The organism is Fictibacillus phosphorivorans (genome assembly GCF_001619875.1).
In the GTDB taxonomy this organism is placed as follows: Bacteria; Bacillota; Bacilli; order Bacillales; family Fictibacillaceae; genus Fictibacillus; species Fictibacillus phosphorivorans_B.
Genome location: NZ_LRFC01000006.1, coordinates 109,987 through 131,985 on the forward strand (window position 1 = coordinate 109,987; position 21,999 = coordinate 131,985).

At 35.9% G+C, this 21,999-nt stretch carries 22 protein-coding genes; all 22 read left to right on the forward strand.

Annotated features, from left to right (window positions below; genetic code table 11):
• Positions 1-19 precede the first annotated feature (19 nt).
• The gene (locus AWM68_RS06105) at positions 20-490 is read left to right on the forward strand and encodes a hypothetical protein (protein WP_066238599.1); all 471 of its coding nucleotides are present in this window, start codon (positions 20-22) and stop codon (positions 488-490) included.
• Between the two features lie 371 nt (positions 491-861).
• Complete coding sequence (locus AWM68_RS06110) at positions 862-1,149, forward strand: DUF2185 domain-containing protein (RefSeq protein WP_269446781.1); 288 nt, start codon at positions 862-864, stop codon at positions 1,147-1,149.
• Between the two features lie 59 nt (positions 1,150-1,208).
• Entirely contained in the window at positions 1,209-1,601 is a 393-nt protein-coding gene (locus AWM68_RS06115; RefSeq protein ID WP_066238604.1) for a hypothetical protein, read from the forward strand.
• Between the two features lie 248 nt (positions 1,602-1,849).
• Positions 1,850-2,368: a hypothetical protein gene (locus tag AWM68_RS06120; protein ID WP_066238607.1), complete on the forward strand. Its 519-nt coding sequence runs from the start codon at positions 1,850-1,852 to the stop codon at positions 2,366-2,368.
• 850 nt (positions 2,369-3,218) lie between these two features.
• Entirely contained in the window at positions 3,219-4,610 is a 1,392-nt protein-coding gene (locus tag AWM68_RS06125) for a replication-relaxation family protein (RefSeq protein WP_066238609.1), read from the forward strand.
• Positions 4,600-7,275: a type IV secretory system conjugative DNA transfer family protein gene (locus AWM68_RS06130; RefSeq protein ID WP_066238612.1), complete on the forward strand. Its 2,676-nt coding sequence runs from the start codon at positions 4,600-4,602 to the stop codon at positions 7,273-7,275. The genes AWM68_RS06125 and AWM68_RS06130 overlap by 11 nt, the downstream gene beginning before the upstream one ends.
• Positions 7,276-7,298: 23 nt before the next feature.
• On the forward strand, positions 7,299-7,580 hold the full coding sequence (locus AWM68_RS06135; protein ID WP_066238615.1) for a hypothetical protein: 282 nt from the start codon (positions 7,299-7,301) through the stop codon (positions 7,578-7,580).
• Between the two features lie 205 nt (positions 7,581-7,785).
• On the forward strand, positions 7,786-8,685 hold the full coding sequence (locus tag AWM68_RS06140) for a S1 RNA-binding domain-containing protein (protein ID WP_066238618.1): 900 nt from the start codon (positions 7,786-7,788) through the stop codon (positions 8,683-8,685).
• Positions 8,685-9,641 carry a hypothetical protein gene (locus AWM68_RS06145; protein WP_066238621.1) on the forward strand — a complete coding sequence of 319 codons (957 nt, stop codon included), beginning with the start codon at positions 8,685-8,687 and terminating at the stop codon, positions 9,639-9,641. The genes AWM68_RS06140 and AWM68_RS06145 overlap by 1 nt, the downstream gene beginning before the upstream one ends.
• Before the next feature lie 9 nt (positions 9,642-9,650).
• A complete protein-coding gene (locus AWM68_RS06150; RefSeq protein ID WP_066238624.1) occupies positions 9,651-10,250 on the forward strand; it encodes an HD-GYP domain-containing protein in 600 nt (199 codons plus the stop codon).
• A 284-nt stretch (positions 10,251-10,534) separates the two neighbouring features.
• A complete protein-coding gene (locus AWM68_RS06155) occupies positions 10,535-12,052 on the forward strand; it encodes a hypothetical protein (RefSeq protein ID WP_066238627.1) in 1,518 nt (505 codons plus the stop codon).
• On the forward strand, positions 12,049-12,819 hold the full coding sequence (locus tag AWM68_RS06160; protein ID WP_066238629.1) for a hypothetical protein: 771 nt from the start codon (positions 12,049-12,051) through the stop codon (positions 12,817-12,819). Before AWM68_RS06155 ends, AWM68_RS06160 begins: the two co-directional genes overlap by 4 nt.
• Positions 12,820-12,833: 14 nt before the next feature.
• On the forward strand, positions 12,834-13,994 hold the full coding sequence (locus AWM68_RS06165) for a hypothetical protein (RefSeq protein ID WP_066238632.1): 1,161 nt from the start codon (positions 12,834-12,836) through the stop codon (positions 13,992-13,994).
• An 18-nt stretch (positions 13,995-14,012) separates the two neighbouring features.
• Positions 14,013-15,566 carry an ATPase, T2SS/T4P/T4SS family gene (locus AWM68_RS06170; RefSeq protein WP_066238634.1) on the forward strand — a complete coding sequence of 518 codons (1,554 nt, stop codon included), beginning with the start codon at positions 14,013-14,015 and terminating at the stop codon, positions 15,564-15,566.
• Positions 15,559-16,542, forward strand: a complete 984-nt coding sequence (locus AWM68_RS06175) for a hypothetical protein (protein ID WP_066238637.1) — start codon at positions 15,559-15,561, stop codon at positions 16,540-16,542. Before AWM68_RS06170 ends, AWM68_RS06175 begins: the two co-directional genes overlap by 8 nt.
• 20 nt (positions 16,543-16,562) lie before the next feature.
• Positions 16,563-17,480 (forward strand): hypothetical protein, encoded by a 918-nt coding sequence (locus AWM68_RS06180; protein ID WP_231868382.1) that lies wholly within the window; start codon positions 16,563-16,565, stop codon positions 17,478-17,480.
• A gap of 188 nt (positions 17,481-17,668) precedes the next feature.
• Positions 17,669-17,821: a hypothetical protein gene (locus AWM68_RS21680; protein WP_197468135.1), complete on the forward strand. Its 153-nt coding sequence runs from the start codon at positions 17,669-17,671 to the stop codon at positions 17,819-17,821.
• Between the two features lie 28 nt (positions 17,822-17,849).
• Entirely contained in the window at positions 17,850-18,026 is a 177-nt protein-coding gene (locus AWM68_RS21685; RefSeq protein WP_197468136.1) for a hypothetical protein, read from the forward strand.
• Positions 18,027-18,099: 73 nt separating this feature from the next.
• A complete protein-coding gene (locus AWM68_RS06185) occupies positions 18,100-18,477 on the forward strand; it encodes a hypothetical protein (RefSeq protein WP_066238640.1) in 378 nt (125 codons plus the stop codon).
• 11 nt (positions 18,478-18,488) lie between these two features.
• Positions 18,489-18,986: a peptidase M23 gene (locus AWM68_RS06190; protein WP_066238642.1), complete on the forward strand. Its 498-nt coding sequence runs from the start codon at positions 18,489-18,491 to the stop codon at positions 18,984-18,986.
• A 385-nt stretch (positions 18,987-19,371) separates the two neighbouring features.
• On the forward strand, positions 19,372-20,520 hold the full coding sequence (locus tag AWM68_RS06195) for a hypothetical protein (RefSeq protein ID WP_066238647.1): 1,149 nt from the start codon (positions 19,372-19,374) through the stop codon (positions 20,518-20,520).
• Positions 20,521-20,787: 267 nt separating this feature from the next.
• Positions 20,788-21,999 (forward strand): PKD domain-containing protein (locus AWM68_RS06200; protein WP_231868383.1); only part of this gene is annotated, 1,212 nt, incomplete at its 3' end.

Sequence of the window (21,999 nt, forward strand, 5' to 3'; positions counted from 1 at the left end):
TTTACAAGGAGTGAGAAGAGTGGCCAGGGGGAAAAAACAGAAGAAAAAGCCAGGCGATATTGTCACATGGAAGTTAAGAGTTGATGAATCTCCAATGATAGTAGAGTGGATCAACAATCAAGACAATATTATGGACTCACTTCGTTTTCTTGTAGAAAAGGAAATTTTTGCTAATGGTAACGTAAACTTGCAACTAGTGGTTCCTTCAGTAAGACAATTTAACATAGAAGAACAAAGAAGTGAACCTTCAACAATTTATCTAAACAACTATGAAACTCCTACTAAGGTTGAAACGGAAAGACCAAAAGAGCATTTGAAAGTTGGAGTTGAAACAGATACGGAACAACCACAACAAGTGACTCCTGAAAAAAACAACTTGGTTGTTTCTAAAGAAATAGATAAATCAGAAATACCTGCAATTGAAGAAGAGAAAACAGAAGAGAAGGAAGCAGAAAAAGGACCTGATTTCGACGATGATTCTTGGATATAGCAAAGCCCTCATTTTTGAGGGTTTTTATTTTTGCATGCTTGTAAGGAGTCGGACTATAATTGTTCAAATTACCCAAATTAGCAGCCTAGACTAGTTAAATGAAGAACATAATTCGCACACATTTCTTTTGTCACGCCTCGAATTTACTTTCAATTGACCTGTCATTATTAGCAAAAAAGGATTTAAAAGCGATTAAATCGAATATTTAATAAGATTAAAAACGGGCGTCCTTATTACACAAACGAGCAGGGTTGTGGAATAATAGTTGTCCAAAGAAGGGCGAGAGTATTAATGAATAGAATAATAAAGAAAAACGTTTTTACATAACTGGAAGTGAAATAAAACGTTTAATCAGTTCTAATGAAGGATGTATTGCTACTGATAGAATTACAGTAGATGGTTGTAAAGTAGGATTTATGTATAGGGAAGAACCATATCAAAATGGTAATCCAGATAGTGGTTGGAGGTTTATGGCTGGAGATGAGGATGATGAATATATGAATAATGCTGCTAACCATTCCGTTTATCAAGTGAATACGATTTGTAATTATGATTCAGAAATCATACCTCTTCTTAACTCAGAACCAGGAATTGCATACATTCGTGATGAAAATGGTAGATTCATTCGTGATGAAGAATGGGAGACACCTAAAGACTAAATTTGTTTATTGGAAAAAATATATATAATTACCTAAATAGCTTTTAAAGGGTGGTCTATGTGGATCGAAGATTAGTATCAATGGCATTAACGACATTAATTGTAATAATCTTTATGTTAGTAAGTGATTTTATGAATTCAAATTTAGAAATAAATAACTTTTTCTCATATCTTTTTTCCTTTGAAACTCTGTTTTTAATATTAACGTTTGGAACCTTATTCTTTATTTTGTTAATCCCGGCAGCATATCTAATCGAAGACAATTTAAAGATTAAACAAACCCTTTCTCAAATAGGTCTTTATCTTGTAATAGGTGGATTAATTTCACCCGTAATCACTTTCCTTCTTAAACGTGAATATACATTAAATTTACACCTTAGTTTAAGCATAACGGGCGCATTTCTTTTATTTGGATTAATACAAAACGTTAAAGTAACTAACCATAATAGATAACAATGTTAAACCCTTGAATTAAATTCATTCAGGGGTTTAAATGTAAGCTCTAACTGTAAGTGAGGATGACAATCACGAAAGTTTAAAAGAAATTAGTGATGGATTAACGGGAGAACTACAAAAGATGGTTGGATCTCCCGTTATAGTAGCAAAGCTAAATAATAAGGGTGCATTTCTTCAGGAAGGAGAAGTGCACTTTGTTATTGAATTGAGGAGATAGGGTAGTGAAATGATAAGGAGTTGTATAAATGATTAACAAAGCTGAAATAAAGGCAGCTCCACTTTCAGGAGAATACAAAGAAAGGATTTATGATATTTCTAGTCCCTGGAATTCCCAGGATTGGACATGGGTCAAATTCGAAAATAACGATTATACTCAATGGTTTGGACATTTTCGAGGTTCACCTCGTGCTGTTTCTGTATCCCATAAACATAATAAAGTATTAGTCCTTACTTCAGATTATTTATTTCTACTTGATCGGTTGAACGGAGAAATGATTGAATATGAATCACAGCCGCAATATCAAAGTTTAACTATATCGCCATTAGGCGATTTTATTATTGCTGATTATTACAATATTGAAATTATAGAATCTTCATTAGCAAATAAACAGCTGATAGAAAGTCCTATTCAAATGGATTTTATTACATTTCAAGGGTGGCACAAAAATTTGCTTTTGATTATATGTGAAGAATTTCTAAATTCTTTGGACAACCAAATGAAATTAGAATTAAATGTTGAGACTATGAAATTAAGTTTAAAGTAATATTAAAAAGACAATATTGCAGAAATGAGTTATTCCCGGTGCGATTCCCTCTAATTAAATTCAATATGAAAATGTAAAAGCACTGCGATTTTTGCAGTGCTTTTACGATTGCGATTTAATAAGCGATTCTCTATGTTATTTCATTTTGTTTTTCAAAGGAGAAACTGAATAATTTTATAATCAAAGGTATATAAAAGGTTGACCAATTATTTACCTTTAATATACCTTTTGTTAACCACAAAAAAATAAACTGGGGAACTAGGAAAAGTGGAAAAGTGACCTGGATATAAACTGCTTTTTTAAGGAACTTATATAAGAAGAGAAGGGAGAAACGATAGGTAATACTATTCATAATTTTATACAAAAAGAAAAGTATAATTTAAAAGCTGATTCATGACTATAAATACTTGGTTTTTACTACTAAGTGCGGAGCAACTTATCTTGCACCCAGCAAGCTGCTCCCTCAAGCACTCGTTTAAATATTAATAAATAGCGGGAAAAAGGTGCATCCGGACTTCAGACTTCATCCTGTTTTTCAATGTCGTAAAACTCTGTTTTAAGCAGATGAAAAGGGCAACAAAAACGAGTTTGTCTTGTACCCTAATTTTTGGACTAATTTCTCCTCAATAATGGTTAATGTACTCTAATAAATAATTGGATAATATTTATAAATATTCACATATATTTGAATAATTTATTGTCCAAATAAATTTACTAATGCTATACTGTCAATGACATATAAATAACAACCAAAGGGATGTACCCTCGATTCAACGCAATGGCAATGTCTTTGTCTATTGCTTTGTTTTATCGTGTGGTACATCTTTTTTTGTTTGAAGGAGGATTCGGATTGCAAACAGAACTATTAGTGCCGGGAATTACTCAGTACAGGATTGAAGGGGAGGATGAACAGAAGGAACATAAATTCATATTCACCGATGGTAATCAAACATGGTTAAAAGAAAGGGACATTGAATGCTTAAAATGGCTTTGGGATATTAAAATCTTATCGTTAAAAAATTTCAAATATTACACCACGCAGCTCTATAATGTGGAATATGATTCTAACAGGAAACGTGATGAAGTAATTAAGAATAGGTTCCAAAGATTTAGAAATAGAGGGCTTATTGAAAAACTTGTACACAAAGCTACAAAAACCGTTTTCTTTAAACTTGGTAAGAATGGTTACTCTGTATTAGAATTTTTTGGATACATTCCGCCAGGGGAAAGATATTACGCAGAATTAAAGAACGCGGAGAAGATTGATCACTTTAACGCGATCAGAAACACGCTTATTAAGACCATAGTACAAATAAAGAAGCAAAATTTAGCAGATGAAAATATGGAATATGATGCTATCGGTCCGTATCCATTAAGCTCTAAAATGATTGAACAACACAATGAAAAAGAACCAGAAAAGAAGCAGCTAGCTTTTTTTAAGCCTGATTGGATACTAAAAACAAAAAATGGCTTTTTAAATATTGAGGTAGACACAGGTAAACAAAATTTAGGAGTTATTAATGCAAAGATCAACAATTATCTAGATTATTTTGAACACAATCCGGGTGGTGTTCATGACGTTATGTTCGTGGTGGTAGATAATGATGATACATATTTTGAGTACACTGGCGAGTATGGAAAGAAAAGAAAGGTACGTCCCGTTAACATTAAAGAACTAATCATTAACCGCATTGCTCATAAAGTTCCGAATATTAACTTCTATGTTACAACTATGCTTCCAGCTCCAACGTTAATCGTCAATCTTCTTAAGGGTTACTATCCAATAAGCAACCGCTCAGAACATGTAAAAAGTGTTGCTGCCGCGTTAGACAGAAATCCATCTTTCAATTACGAAGTTGAATTACTTGAAAACGTCAATGATGATTATTATTTTGCAGAAGTTGATCCATCCATGTATGCAGACGGTATCTACAGACTCTCGAAAAATGGACAGGAGTACGAAACGGTACTTGTGAAAGTAATGGAAGAAGGTAGTACAAGTTGTTATGATGAAATCGTTTATCTTAATGATTTAGTGAATAAGAAGATGTTCAAAAAGAAGGTAGACCGAGTTATTGCAATCTATAGGCATCAAAAAGAACTTGAAAGTGATTATTTCAATGTATCTTTAAACAAAGTTTGGTTCGTAGGGAAGGATCTTCTTTTTAACAATCCGACTGAACCTCCTGCATTCTATCAGTTTGAGGGGACAAAGAAAGAGGTGCAGCTGATTGAAGGATAAGCTCGTTCCTAAACTCCCGCTTCTTTCTATGATTGTTGTTGGGATTATCTCTTTGTTTTTCTCATTTAAAGGGATCTTCAACTACACTTTCTTAATGAGTGGTCAATTTATGGGTGCAATACCGTCTTTTATCTTATTCGGTGATTCTACTCAGCCTAGCTTTATCTTTTTTGTTCTATCATCTGTATGGCTGATAGCGGGCTGGTTGGTAAGTACAAAGTTTAAGGAATTCCAAAAGCCGGTATGGAGATTCTTATGGTATTGGAATGTTTTCTTCGGAATAGCGTTTCACTACTTATGGTTAATTTCCGCTCCTATTTATAACTCATTCCTTCCGTATCTGGGCAATCGCATACTTGAAATGGAAGTTGATAACATTTGGCACGCAGTAGCGGTAGGAGATACAAACACATTATTGGTTACGCTTATGTTTGTTCCTTCTGCTGTAACTTTCATGATCCTACTTTGGTTAGCGGGTAGATACTCTCAATACTCAAATGAGATTAAAGCCGCTTTCAATGAATTTGAATACAAGAACTATACGCTTCAAAAATGGTTTAAATTAGCCAATAAAGAACATTGGCCAGATGTCATTTTAGGTCACAACTCAAAGACGAAAGAAGTACTTGTACAGCCTGGTCGAGATCGAACATTGAATAATGCCATTATCGGAAGTATTGGTACTGGTAAGACCGCTGCTCTTGTATTGCCGATACTGAATCAAGATCTTCACTGGATGAGCAGGTTTATTAACGATTATCCAAAAATCTATAACCGGCAGGATTATCACACTGAAAAAGTGCTGGGTATGTACTTAAACGGTATAAGCGTAATAGAACCTTCTAACGATTTATGTCAAAAGGCTTATCAATTAGTTTTAGCACATGGAATTCCGAAAGAATCTGTTTATTATATTGATCCGACTAATCCGGAGACACCAAGCATTAATCCTATGCAGGGTCCAGTTGATAAGGTTGCTGAAGCTTTTGCGATGGTTATTCAAGGATTAGCTGAAGGTGGAAACTCTAACTTTTTCTTTGAACAGTCTGAACGTAACCATTTAAAGCATTATATCTATTTACTAAAATTGCATGTGCCAGGGCAGGAAGTTACGTTTGATATGCTGCTGAATATGTATAACAACCCCCAACTGGTTAGAAGAATGCACGTAAAGTTAAAAGGTACAATTCCCGCTAACTTAGAACAGATCGAAGGAAGAGACGACCGTAACCATTGGGCGATTGTGAAACAGATTGATGAATGGTTTGATATGAATCTATTAGTCAAGCAAGTAAGAGTCGGTGGCGGAATGTCTACCGAAAAGATTACGCATGGTGAATATCGCGGAGAAGACGCATACTTTGATGCAAAAGCGGAGCACGTACAGGGTCTACGAAACGTGTTGAATGATATTGGTGCTTCACCTTTAATTCGTAGAGTACTATTTGGCAAATCTACTTTTGATTTTGATAGACATTTAGAAATGGGTGGAGTATTACTTGTCAATACGGCCAAAGGAGAGCTTGGTGGCCTATCCAACATACTCGGGAAATTGATTCTATTAAGCTTACAAAATGCTGTATTCAGACGTAAGCCGAATGTTTCTAGTTTTCATCATATATTAGTAGATGAATTCGCGGATTATATCTACCAGCCTTTCAGGGAGTTCCCAGCACAATCTCGGAAATACAAAACTATTATTACCGTAGTAGCTCAAACCGTAACACAACTCGCAGACAGATACAGCGAAACGTACATGCACACTCTTTTAGGTACACTTCGTCACAAGATGGTCTATGGGGACATACCCGATTTTGATGCTCAACTGTTCTCTAAGATATTTGGAGAGAAGGAGAAGTTTGAGGAAGGTGTGTCAGAACAAGCAGTAAGCCCATTACAAGAGACTCCTAGTTTAAGAGTAGGCAGCAATTTTACGAAGGTTAAAGAAGCTATTTTATCACCATCTGAAATTATTTATCAGAAACCGTTCCAGTGCGCGGTTAAAATTGTAGCCAATAATAAGCCTATTCCCGTTCAACAAATTGATGCAAACTTTGTTCCAAATGAAGAGTTTAAAAACGCTAAAATTCAAGTTGATGAAGATGCAGCAAGAATATGGTTATTGAATCGTAATGAATTAGAATCACCAGCTGTACTTGCTGAAGATTTTGATGAAGAAACAGTTCAGCCGGACATTTCAGAACAATCAAGAGAGGAAGCGGAGGAACATAAGCCGCTTGGATATGTACGTTCAGTTGAACATCCTATTCATTATGAAAAAACACCTACCTTTAAAGATAGCGTGGTTACAGAACATAAAGAGGATGAAGAGCCAAATAATGCTAAGCCTGTTACAAATCCAATCGATATAACTCCTGTTCAAGAAGAAGTGTCCCGCTCCCTTAAAAAGAAAGAGAGTAATCCTTCTGATGATGAATTGGAAGAGTTTGATTGGGCAACAGCTTTTGGCGGGAATGCGGCAGCAGAACCTGTAGAAACGGATATTGAAACAAAGTCTACAGAAGAACAAGCGGTAGAGAATAAACCGAAGAAGTCTGAATTAGGAGAAAAACAGCTGGGGCTTATAGATGATGTTTTAAAAGAAGTCGATAAAGTACCATCTCAAAAGGAAGCGGCTGCATCTCTTTATGAAGATTACGAGTAATCAATATGTGGAGGAATATAAAGTTGTTAAAAAAAACTTGGCAAAAGAAGTTGATTGGTATTGCAATGAGATCTGACTTATTTGAACAAACTGTATTGATTCAATTTGCGAAAAGTCCCCTCTCTGATTATCTTTTTCATCTTACTAAAGAAAGTAAATGTACAGTACAGGATGTTCAAAGCTTACTTAGCTTCTATGTTTATAAAAATCCCCCTTCTAAGACAGATAAAAAACAGACAGAAATATATTTAAGCATGTATGCCCATGCGGTATATCGAGCTGTAATTCAACCTCAAATTAACTAAAGATATGTATAAATGGAATTTTTTGTTGAAAAAAGTAGATTCATAGGATAAACTTTCGATAAGGATAGCAATATCAGAAATCGACAAACAAATACTTACAATGGGAATGACCCAAATACCGAGTAGAATGAGGACTACTTGTGTATTTGTCGTCATTCCTTTTTTTGTGTTTGCTAACCTAAAACAAATACTAGGAGGAACAAAAATGACTGAGACAATGACTCAATCATGGACGACAAATGAGCAATTAAATCACCTTGCTCAAATCAAAAGAGACAGAGAGATCGTAAAAGGTGTTGTAACGTCTGTTGGTTCAAAAAAAGCTAAAGTTCTAGAAAATGGCAAGTATGTTCCGAAGCAAGTTGAAGTTGCCACATTCCTATTAGAAGGAGGAGTAACTGCCTACTGTTCTAAGGATGAGTTTTCCGAGTTTGAGTTTAAATCGTTAAATGGTTTTACAGGTACAATGCAAGAATTTGTAATCGAGCACTTGGATTTAGAAGATAAGATTGCGATTGTCAGCGTTAAGAAAGCTGATGATATTAAAAAGGCGAAGTTCTTTAACCAGCTGCAACAACTTGAAGCGAGCGGGGATCTAAAGAACCAGGTATTTGAAGGAACCGTTTGGGGAGTAAACCCTAAGAGCCGTAGAGTGTTTGTTCGTGTAAATGGTGCTGATTGCTTTATGCTGCCGAATGACTGGAGCTGGGAGCGGGGACGTAACATTGAACAATCTGTAGATCGCGGTGAAAAAATCACCGTAAAAGTTCGTCGTTTTGATAAAGAACAAGGCTTAATTCAAGTGAGCCGTAGACATACAATGGAAGATCCATTTAAGAAGCTTGAAGCATTAATGGGTATGGATACAGTTGCAGGAAGAATCAGCGGTGTTGACCCAGTTCATGGTATTTTTGTTCAATTAGATGTTGGCTTAGAAGTTAAGGGTATTAAGCCCTCTTATCTGGAAGAACCAGTTGTCGGAGATATTGTAGCTTGTAAGGTTCGTACTATTGATAAGAAGAATCGTCATGCTAAAGTCGTGCTTGTGAGTTATCCGAGGGGTAAGAAGAAACGCAAAGATGTTGGAGCTTTCCTTTTTGAATAATGGAAGTATTAACACAGGCGCAATCACCATCTCTTGATGGCTTAGAAGAATCTCACTTTACAACGAAGCAAGGTGAAGTACCTTTTTGGGATCACCCCTTTCTCAAAGGCAGTAAGATGTTGCCACAGAAGTACTATCCGTACACGACACTTGAGGGTGTTCTTGACCTTTATAGACGTCGAAGGTTGGATGAATCAGACTTCATATTGCTAAAGGTACTTGGTGATGCGGTATGTGCGAATGAAGACCAGTTAAGAAGATATATGGCTGGAATCATGAACCGCTCAGAAACATCTAAACGACTTGACCGCTATCGAACCAGTGGTTTAGTTGAACGTTGGAAAGTCAGAATTCGTGGCCAGGAAGAAACATATAAACCTCCCGCTCCCTTTACATTAGGAGTAGCGGGTTATAAACTCTTGAAACACTTCTATAGCGATAACTTCTTCATGAATGCAGACCGATGGGATTCTCATGGTATAGGTGGAATTAAACGCTATGTTGCCATGAATGAATTACGTTGCCAAATGATTGAACAAAAAATGATCACAAAGTGGAAATGGAATGCAATTATTGCAGACAACCGCAGCATCAAGTTTCCGATGGGTGTAGCAGAAGTCAAAACGCCACAAGGGAAAGTTAATTTCCTAATTGACAGAGCACAAATGAATCAAAACTTTATCGGGTACTTTAGAGAAAAGCTGGATACATGGAAATGGGTTTATGAAAAATACGGTTCTATTCCAGTGAGTGAGTTTGCCGATAATATGAGTTTTGTTGTGATCTTCACTTCCACATTATCTGTTGCTGAAAAGATTCATAAAGAACTTATGCTAGATACCTATCCGTTTACGACTTGGTTTTGTGTAGAAGAAGACTTGGTTCAAGATGGATTAAATAATGCCTTTTATGTGCCTAATAAAGAAAAATTGAAGCGAATTAAAGTAAATTTTTAGGAAATGGAGTTGAGTGCCATAAGCAGTCAAGCTCATGGACTTGTTGGGAAGTTGTATAAACACTGTTATACGACTTTCCAACATTCTTTAAGAGTTGGTAATGAATTATATCAATTCTCCCGATACTTAGGATTAGAAAACACTGAACAAATCTATATACTAGGGATCTTGCACGATATTGGAAAACTGGATATTTCTTCATCCCTGCTTAATAAGATTACTCCTTTGACTAGTGAAGAATTTGATAGTATCAAGCGTCATACTGAACATGGATTTAAAAGAATTAAAGAAATTCGTGGTTTACCATCTAATTTCGCCTTATACGCTAAATATCATCATGAAGATTTCGATGGGAAAGGGTATTATGGATTGAGTGGTGAACAAATCCCGCTTTTAAGTAGAATGATCCGTATCGTAGATAGTTACGACACAATGACGAAAGGTAGGCCATACCAATCACCTATTGAAAAAGCTAGGGTGATTCATGAGATTCAATCCCTTAGCGATAAACAATTTGATGGTATGTTACTTAACTACTTTTTTGAATATCTACAAGATAAACATGTTAATGAAAATACGCTGAAGCTATCCTTCTCTGATGTTCCATAAGAGGAGGATTTTTTCTAGCAAATATGTTATTTAATTATGAAATCAACTACAATATCTCTTGTAAACAATTGGAACAAATGATAATATTAGTTTAAAGGCGAAGCCTTCATGGCAGCAACCTTTCTTAAAGTTTTTTAATGTCCCTCTAAGCGATTAGAGGGGCCCCTTAATACATAATTTAATAAACCTAACGGGAAATACCCGAAACCTAGATTCTATCTATTGTATTAGATAGTAGTGTCTATGTTTCGGGTATTTTTTTATGCTTTCAAGGAGTGAAAAGCGTGCAAAAGAAAGTGCTTATCGCAGTAGGGGATAAAAGCTATACAGACATTCTTAAAGAAACACTTATAAAACACAATGAAGAAATTTCATTATCTTCCCAAGAGGTATTTCACAGAAGATTCCTTGAGGAAATCCTTGATATAGAAAAGCCAGATATTCTTTTAATCCATGACCAATACTTAGGTAGTGACTTTTCAGAGCAAAAGGATATGGAAAACGAGCTTTTAACTTTTATCCGAAATATCAGGGTTAATTATGATGATTCATTACGGGTTGTCTTCCTATGCGAAAGACCAAAAGGAGACCCTTTTCTATCTCAAATCGTCAGCATGGGTGTTTTGGATATCATCAATAACAATGCCTTTGACTTAGATGATTTTGTAGAGCAGCTAATTGATAAACCTCGCTTCTCGCGTGTAGAGAAGTTCTTAGTATCTGCAGCACCCGTTATTATTCAGCCAGAAGTGAATAACACTCCCGCTACCGCAGAAGAAGAAACAGAGGAAGCCAAGCCGGATAAACAGACGGAAACACCTACAAAGGTGATTGAGAAGAAAGTCGTTCAAAAAGTCATTAATAAAAGCGTAGTCAAAAGGGATTACAACATCCAGATCCATAACCATACTGAAAAAGTTGTCGGTGTGCCTGTCAGAAAGAAACTGATCATGATAGGGAGTCCAGCTGCAAGAAGCGGGAGTACATTTGTTTCTCACTTATTAGCTAGAACACTTACAAAGATGGGGATTAGCACCACTTATGTAGAAAGCCCATTCTCAACCGCTTATACGTTTGATCGATTTACTGGCCATCATTTTGCAGATGATTACCGCAGCAAGTTTTATGAATTCAGTAAGTATATTGATCCGAAGAAAAAGAGTATTTTCGATTGGAACAAAGTTGACGTTGATATTATTTGTAAACACCCAACAAATGAACCGGTATATGAAGAAGATGAAGTGGCATTTGAAACGTTTATAAAGGTTTTATTTTCCTCTCCATCTACAGTAACCATCATTGATGTCGGTACGGACTGGCATTACGAGTTGTTTCAAGATGTATTCGATATAGCCGACCATGTGTACTTTGTGCTTGAGCCTGACATCCCTTTAATTCAATACCTGGAGGAATCTAAAAAAGAATCCGTAGCATTCCTTCATAAACAAATTAGTCATGATAAATCATCGCTTATCGGAAATCGGTTTGATAAGTCGCTTTTAAATAACAAATTACTTAAGGACTTATATAACGGAGAATTTATAACCTCCATTCCTGCTTTCCCTGTAGCTGATGTATTCCAAGCACAATATGACGGCATCTTCTTATCAGACTATAAGGATTATCACAAACGAATTGAAACGTGTTTAGAACCTTTGCTGCAAGAAATCCTTCCACAAGAGTTTCTTAAGAAACAGAAAAAGGGAGCAGGACTTTTCAAAGGCTTGTTTAACAAAAAGATCACAATTGAGAAATCAGAAGTAAATGAATCGGAACCTAAAGGAGAGGAATCAACCGTATGAAACCTTCAGTAAAAATTGGACTTGGGATATTTGTTTCATTGTTTACCATCGGATTTATATTTTTGTATGACTTTTATATAAAAGATCGTATTGATTCAGAAGAAGTTGTTGTAGTTAAAGCAGGAGCTCAGATATTAAAATCAGAGCCTATCACCAAAGATAAATTAATAATTGAAAGACGCGAAAAAAGCTCTTTAGTCGAAGATGTGGTTTATGCAGCTGATATAGATAAGATTATTGGCCAAGATTCAAAACAAACCATAGTCGGAAACTCAATGATTTCTACAAAGATGATTGATTATGAAAAACTCATTCCGAACGCAGACGAAGGAGAAGCAATTCGACCTATCACTCAAAAGATGATTTACGCTCAACCAGGATCTCTTCGCAGAAAAGATGTAATCGACCTTTATCTTGTGTATGGAGATGGAACAACCAACCTTATGGAGAACGGACCGAGTAAAGTTACGTCCGAGGTAACTGCAAAGGAAACGGATAAAGAAACAACCGTTACGTCTACAACTTCTTTATCTGCAGAAGAAATTAAATTAAACACAAAACCATTCCTTAAAGGTGTAAAAGTTGTTTATGTAAAAGATTCCGGAAACAAGGAAGTTATTTCGGCAGGAGAGGGCAACCAGGACAAACGATTAAATGCTACTTCAACTATCAGTGATTTAGAAGTGATTTTAAACGAAGAAGATTTTACAAACCTTATGACAGAAATTTTAAGTAAAGGTGCCAGACTGTACATTACTTACCAATAAAGGAGAGCGTAAATATGGATATAGTAATCATCTCTAAAGATTCCACATACAAAGAACTGTTTTTACAGCAAGAAGACATTAAAGTCGCTTTACGATGGGATGACCTAAAGAAACCTACGATTGATATTGATGTTGTTTTTCTCGATGGAGAAGTAATAGATATTCATCAATTTTCAAGTATACGTGAACAATTCCCAACCATTCCTGTCTTCTATAAGCCTAAATCAATAAACAGTGATCAAATTATGAAGAATGTTTCAAGAGTATGTGCAGCTCATAAAATTACCATGTTAAGCGAGCATTTAACTCCAGAACAAGTTGTAACGGAAGTTATTAATAAAATCTCTAATAAGAGCGATTACCTTTCAAAACGAATAATCAGTTTTTTTGGTACTCATAGCGGTGCTGGTGTATCAACAACCGTATTCAACCTAGCCCGCTCACTTTCCCAAAAGGTAGATGAAAGGGTACTTGTACTAAGTCTTAACAGTTGGGACCCAGCTGATTATTTCTATCATTACAATGGTCATTACTTAAACGATCTGAAAGTTGATTTAAAAACGAACAGTTTAACACCTTTTCGTCTGCAAGAAGCAGTATCTTTTAACTTATCTTTCTACCACTTAGCAGGAAATCGTGATATTAAAATGCAGCGTTTTTACCAGCCATATGAGATTGAACATTTAATCAAAGTCGCGCAAGAGGTATTTGATGTGATCTTGATTGACGCAGGTACCCATTTTGATACAGCTCCAACCGTACAGGCTTATTTATCAAGTAACTTGAAATTCTTAGTAACAAACCAAGAAGAAAAAGGATATCGTGGATATTTCCCTTATGTGTACCAGCAATTGATTGAACCAATCGGTGGTAAGTCAGAAGAATTCATGTTGGTCATTAACAAATTCCAACCGGCTAATACATTAATCAGTGAAAAGTCGCTAGAAGATGAACTGGAGATGACAAAAGCGGTTACTCTTCCTGATGTTGGAGACCTAGGCGCGATTTCCGCTTACCAAAAAAGACTTCTTTATGATGATATATCAGATTCACATTATACAAAGAACCTGGATCTACTATCTAATCTCATAATTTCGGAGTGTCAGTTAAAAGAAAAAGTGAATATTGACACTGACAGAAAAGAAAAAAAGGGATTGTTTTCACTTTTTAAGTAGGAAGGACGGTGAATATCAATGGTAATGACTAAATCAGAGGAAGTAGAAAAAATTAATCTTGAACTAGAGCTAGGTTTGGAAAATGAATTTAGTTCCTCAGAGTGGTTAGCAAAAACCGTTCAAGAAAGAGGATTAAAAAATGACAGCGTAACTACTTATGCTAGGAAGAAGTCCTTCTCTAATATTTGCACTACAGTACGAGAAGAACTAAGTATTATCGTCGTAGATGGGGTTGTAGATCAAAAGAAGGAACATAAGGATTTAGATGAACTTAAAGCTTCTCGTGAAAGTGATTGGCTTGAAAAACAACACCGAGCTGTAATTGGTGATCAACAAGCAATGTCCTATTTCGTAACCAAGATTACTGAGGTATTAACCAAGCACAATATTACCACTGAAGAGTATCCATCCTTCTATGATTCTCTTGCGGAAGCGGTGTTCCATGAGGTATGGGGAGTCAGTATCCTTCATAAGTGGGATAAGATGCCTAACAGTGAAGCAGCTGTTATTAGAGGTACTGAATTATGGATTGATATTAATGGAGAGTTTAAGCGGCAGAATGAACAGTTTGAGAGCCTAGAAGTAGTTGAGCGGGTTAAGCGGTCATTTGTTAACAGAACAAAGGATGCCATCATAAACGAACAGACACCCGAACTAGAGATTGAACGTGAAGACGGAAGTCGTATCACGATGATCCAAAAGCCAAGAAGTAGAGATAATTACGTTATGTTCAGACGATTTGTCGTTAAGAACATGAGCTTAGAGGAACAAGCGCAGCGTGGAACGATATTAGAAGATGATATTCCCTTCTTCCGCTCACTGTCTAGGGTTATGGCTAATACTGTATTCGCAGGACGTGTACGTTCGGCAAAAACTACATTTATGAAAACGATGTTGAGAGAAAGAGATTCTAATTATGTTGCTGCAGTAATGGAGAAACACTTCGAGTTAGATTTATCCAAGCAATTTAAAGACAGGCTTATCTTTGAAGTTCAGGCGAAAGAAGGGGATCTACATCATGCTATGCCCCGCTTACTTAGAATGGAACATGACTACATCGTAGTTGGAGAAATCCGTTCACTTGAAACAGAAGGTTATTTACAGGCTTGTGAAAGAGGGGAACGGGGAGCTTTCTCTACTTATCACTTAACCAACGTAAACAATGTAGCCTCTCAGATTACTCGACATATCTTAGATGAGTTTCCTAACCGAAACTTTGAAAATGAATTAGAGCGTGTGGCCAGCAACATTGATATTGTCGTAACAATGAGTGCTGACAGAGACCGCAGAAGAAAGCGGGTAATCGGTGTAACTGAAATCATTTGGGACAGTGATGAGCGTACACACCGTACACAAGACCTTGTACGTTATAGTCCTGTTACAAATAGGTACTACTATTCTTCTAATGTGACAAAAGGGCTTTTAACCCTAATGGCAGATGAAAGCATAGAAGATACGAAGATCCTGTATTCTCACTTAAAGAAGAAAGAGCAGGAATCTCCTATGAGTGATTATGAAAAAATCAAAGACAAGATTATTGATACGTTGCTAGGAGATGAGTTGAATGGATAACTTTTCTCACTGGTTTTGGCAGATAGGTATCCAGTACTTTCTATACCTGATATTGTTTCTAGTCGCCATATGGACTTCTAAAAATATCATGCTGACTTCTATACAAAACAAGTACAAAGAAATGAACTATAAATACCGCATAAGGAAAGTGAGAAACAAGGTAGAGTTTTCTAACTCAACAAGCTACAAGAATCCCTTCTTAATGCACTTGAACCTACTGGTTAAGACAACACGAGAAGAAAGAAATGAACATGATGTACCCGTTTTTATCGTACTATCACTATTCATGGGCATCTTTTCCGCTCTCTTTATCTTAATAACATTTGGTGACATTTTAGTATCCGTTCTTTTCGGAATGCTGCTTTCAATGATTCCTTACCTAATCCTTAGATTAAGACTTAATAAAATTCGGTACTTAATGGGACAAGAGTTCCTTCATATCGTTCAAAGACTTACACAGAATTATAATGCCATGCATTACGATATGTACCACGCATTGTCTGAAACTCAAAAAGAGATCAAGAGTCCGGTACTTAGAAAAGTAATTGTAAAGCTCATATCTGACCTACAGGTTTCAAGGAATGATGATGAGCTAAGAGATAGTATTCGTATCTTTACCTATACAGCTGGAACGAACTGGAGTAAACGTTTAGGGAGTGTCATTTTAAAGGCTTATATGTATAACGAAAAAGTCTTAAACGCACTTATGGTTCTGACCAAACAGATGGAAGATACAGAGGAAATGTTGGAAGAAGAAAAGTCTGAAACACTCGATTCCGTATTCAATGGTTATTTAACCCTTCCGCTTTTTCTAGGTTCATTGGTTTTAGGTTATTATTCATCGGGTGCTCAGGATTGGACAAAGCTTCAATTTGGTTCTCAATGGACCCTGTTCTTGTTCGCGGTATGTGTTTTAGGCGTAACATTTTCCATTATCATTTCAATCTTTCTAAAAAGACCGAAAAATGACCTTTAGGGAAGGAGGGAGATTCTGTTTTGCAAAATGAGATCATGATTTTTAAATATATTCCTTATTTGGTTACTACCTTATCTGTCTTCTTTTCGTGTCTAGCGGGAATTTTAGTGTACTCGGGATTAACATCTAAAGCTGAGAGGGTGCAAAACCGAATTCGGTTTAGAGCAAATTTGTCTAACCATCGACAAAATTTTGTAGAAAACACGAAGAATTCAGCTGCGGAAGACTGGTTAAGAAAAGCTCAATACCCTTTAGGGTTGAACGGAGTGAAATATTATCTATTTTTAGCTGGATTCACATTGTTCTTAACCATCTATTACGTTATTATACCTATCCTTGTAAACGGGGGAGTGGGGAAATTGCAATTTATATCCGCAATTGCGATTTTCTTACTGGTTGCATTTGCCATACCAAGTAATCCATTTTCACTTTTTGTCTATCTAATGAAGCGGGTTATTGATTTTCATAATGCCAAGAAACATGCGGAAGTATTTATGCTTTATGACTTGCTGATAAACGAAATTGAAATGATGAGCGTTAGCCGAATTAACACCTATAACGTACTTAGGAATATAAAACCTTACTTTGTGGTCTTGGACAAGCCGCTTACCCTTTTACTTTCATCATGGAGTAGTGATGAAGGACCTGCCGTTGCTCTAGATAAATTTGCAAATCAGCTTCAGTCAAAAGAATCACAAGCTTTAATTGGAGTGATAAAGAATTTAGATAACGTTGAACGCGAAACTGCACTTAATCACTTAAGAGGAATGCACAGCATGTTTGTTAAGTCTCAAATAGAAAACTACAGAAGAAAGAAAAAGATCACTACCGATTTATTAGGAATTCCCATCAAGGCGACACACTTTCTTATTATCTTAAACTTCCTAGTTGTAATCGTCACGATGGTAACGGTAATTATGAAAAATTCAAGGATGTAGTAAGCGGCTCACATATCCTTTGAAAGGGGTGATACGTATAAATACTTCGCTAAGCACATTTATGAAGATTGCTATTACAGCCGTTGTTATCAGTGCTTTTATCTTCGGAACAATGTATCTAACGCTTTCAGATTTATCGGATAATATGGCGGATTATATTTCAGATAGTTAATAGCCGGGGGTAAACCATGAATAAATCATTAGCAAACTTTATGATGATGGCAGCTGTTGTCACAATAGGCGTTACTTTGATTCTAGGCATCGCTTACAGTGCTTTAAATGATAAGAATACTCATCATGAAAATATGATTCAAACCGAGCATCAAATTAAGATCAAATAAAATCAAATTTATTGGAGGAATTTTTAAAATGAATAAAACATTATCAACTTTTCTAGGTATCGCGGTAACAGTTCTTGCAATCAGCGGATTTCTATTCTTCTTCGGTTACAATATGATCGGGACTGAAACAGGTGAGTATGAAACAACTATCGATTCAATGAACGGCAACCTGCCAAATGGTACAACTACTACTAATACTCCGTAATTCAAAGCCTGTAGCATTAATTGCGAGAGGGGACTAACCATCCTCTCTTGCCATTTAAAAAGGAGGATTGTAAATGTCGAAAGTTTTAGGTGAATGGATGACATTGTTTATCGTTATTAATCTAATGTTCGCTCCCATTCTTGCTTATATTGATAGTTTACATAGAGAAGCTGTGGAAGTTGTATTAACCGAAGGGGCAAAGAAAGCTTCAATTAAAGGCCAGTTTACTCCAGATATTGTACAAGATATGAAGGATACGTTAGTTGATAGTTATAACTTTGATGAATCGAAAATTAATATTCAAGCTACGTCTGCTCTCACACCGAGAAATGAGTATCTTGAAGCAAGTATTGAAGTACCACGTAGCTTTATCTTCATTATGGATATATTCAATCAAGGACCATCTACCTTTACGAAAGATACAAAGATACTCAGTGAATATATAGAATAGGAGTTGTGTCTATGGCAACAACTTTACGCACCATCTTATTCATACTTCTTTTTGCTTTTATAACGCAGATCCAGTTTAACCTCGATGCAGATAAAACTGCTACACGACAAATGAAGAATGCTTTAGAAATAGCAGTACATGATGCAGCTTTAGCCACTTCTCCTAGTGATATGGCAAACGGAAGAATAGTATTTGATCAAACTCTTGCGACTAACAATTTAAAGGCTAGTTTACAAGACAATCTTGAAGCCACAAGCGACGCAGGATTTGTTTATACACCGAATAACGATTCCCTTTACAAAAATGAACTTTATCTTGTTCATTTAGAATTTATTGATGATAACGTAACGACTACTTATCCCTATGTTTATACCAACCCTTATTATGAAATTATCGAGCGGGTAGATGGTCCGAGTGTTATAGCAGTAATAAGCACAGAAAGCCCCCGCTGGTTTAATGGGAACAAAACATACATTAGACAAGCAGCGGTTTATGAATATAAAAAATAGGAACTATACCAATAAATTTCTTGTATCAACTCTATTAACATTGGCTCATTTAATACAAAAATTCTTAACTATCAATCTAATGATGCGATTTGTCGATATAGATATATAAGGAAGAATATTATATATTTTGCCAAATAATAGTACACTTTGTCTTATAGTAGATATATAATAATATTATCAATTCTTTTATTATTATTTTCTTGCAACCTTATTTAAGGTTAGCGGTAAGCAACAAAGTGTACGGTTCTTTGGAACTGATGTTTTAGATGAAGTGAACTTCACTTTCATTCTATTAAACATTAAACCAAAGGACCTTTTTTGTTGCAAAAAGGAAGGAGGATTAGAAGGTTTTTACAATTAATTAAAAATATCAGGAGGGCTTTATATGAAGAAAATACTTTTCGTTTTAACTGTATTTATCTCAATATACACATGTTATTTAACTACAGTAGAGGCGGCAGTAAAAAAAGAGTCGGTCAATGTAGAATACATTGATGATCAAAGTAAATATGGGTCTTTAGGTTATATTGTAAATGTTGGCGAAAAGTCAGGGACCTTAGTATTCAAGATAGAAAAAGGAGAAAACAATATTTCTTGGGAAAAAATGAGGGCAATAAAAGCAAGACCTGGATTCTATCTTACTAGTGATCCTTACAAAAATTATGTTTCTGATCAATTTTCTAGCTTTTCACCTTGGTTAAGCGAGAATTATGGTACTCAAGATATGATCTGGGTAGACATTGAACAACCTACAAATCACCTAATTGCTGCAACTTACATTGATAAGCCTAAAAATGATTCTGGTATTTATTACTTATGGGGACCAATGTCAACAACTAAGGCAAAAGTAAGCCCATACAAAATTACAGCAAACTTTGTTGAAGGCGTAGATGTTGTGAAGGAACTAATAGCCAATAATGGTGATTTAGAGGAGAAAGAACCGGTTACACCTGTTCCACCCTCTACACAAAAACCGAGTGAACCAATTAAGCCGATTCCTTCTAAACCTAGCAATCCCAAACCTGTTCCTTCTAAGCCTAGTCCTAAGCCTACTCCTAAAGTTACTTATTACTGGAATGGACAAGAAGTTAAAAAAGGACAAGTTGGGAAAATAACTGTGAAAAAAGATATAAATTTATGGAAGCGTGAGAAAAACAAACTTAAATTTGTTCGCGTCTTAAAAAAGGGGACATCTTTCAGAGTTTATGGGTACGACAAAAAGTATGGAGGACAATTTCACTTAGGTGCTCAACATTATATAACTAATATGCCTAAGCACGTAAAGTATGAAAAATTGCCTAAAACTTTAAGTACAAGCCCGGTTACAAAGCTAAAAGGTACATTAACAATTAATAAAAATACGAATTTATGGAAGAGAGAAAATAACAAGTTAGTAAAAGTAAAAGTTCTCAAAAAGGGACAAAAACTTAAAATTGAAGGATACGATCCAAGATTTGGTGGTCAATACGTGGTAGTTGGTGGTAAGACATTTGTGACTAACACGAAAGGTTATATAACGTTTAAAAAAGGTTAAGTCAAATAGGGTGGCAGAATTGCCCCCTTATCAAATAGAGTAAAATTTACTCTATTTGATAAGGAGGTGAAAACCATAAAAATAAATTTCACTTTTATGTTTTTTGTTTTATTTATACTGATTTCTCTTGTTCCAACATCATCGTCTGCAGCGACACCAACGAAAACACTAACTGGTCCGTGGTCAGAAAAATACTATGACGACAACCCAACTGCTTACGATGGTAAAATTGCAGGTAATTTATGGTTACTTAAAGTCGTTAATTCCTTGAGAGCTGATTGGTATAACGACAGAGATGCTTACCAGTATATTAGTCCCATGCTTCAAGATCCTGCAGATTGGAATAAGGGAGCTAATGATGTACCCATTGAAATCCTAAAATTCCCTGTATACGGAGCAAGATCTTATCCCATTTCAATACCAGATTGCGGAGGTACACCACCAGGAACTGGTTACTGTCACCCCCACACATTCAAGCCTAATGCCCCAGAGAATGCATGGGCACAAAAAATTGAAAAGTCTGATTGGATATATCATTACAATATTGATTATTATGATGGTATTTATGGTCCTTATTATGTATTTTTTGCCGGGCAACAAATGGATCACAGGTATGAAGTTAAATATCGAGTTAAACAAGCACCGACCGCAAATTTTAATCATAGTCCAGCTACTAAGTACAATGATACAGAAGTTACATTCACCAACACTTCTAGTGACCCAGATAATCAAACTCTAAGTTATAAATGGGAATATCAGAAGCCTGGGGAGAGCACGTGGACTAGTTTCTCAACTTCAAAAAATCCAACAAAAACTTTAAACATTAAAGGTACGTGGGATATAAGACTAACCGTGACTGATTTCGATGGTTTATCAGATACTGTCACAAAGTCTCCTGTAGTTAGCAACAGAGCACCTGTAGCTGACTTTACGTATAGTCCAACAACGATCTATAACAATACAACGGTTACGTTTTCAGAGAATGCTAGTGATGCTGATGGAGATCCTTTAACCTATCAATGGGCCTATCAAACTCCGGGTTCGAGTACATGGGTAAACTTCTCAACAGCGGCTAACCCTACGAAAATATTAAATATCAAAGGAACTTGGAATATTCGCTTAACTGTTACTGACCCAAGTGGAACAAGTGCTTCAGTAATAAAATCACCAACTGTAGTTAATAGATTGCCTGTAGCTGATTTTAATTACAGCCCTACTACGATTTACAACAACACAAATGTTAATTTTACAGAATTAGCGAGTGATCCCGATGGGGACACATTAACTTACCAGTGGGCCTATCAAACTCCTGGTTCATCTACATGGGTAGACTTCTCAACCGCTGCTAATCCTACGAAAATATTAAACATTAAAGGAACGTGGGATATTCGATTAACAGTTACAGATTCTAGTAATTCAACAGCTTCTGTTACGAAATATCCAGTTGTTATTAACCGAGCACCTGTAGCTGATTTTACG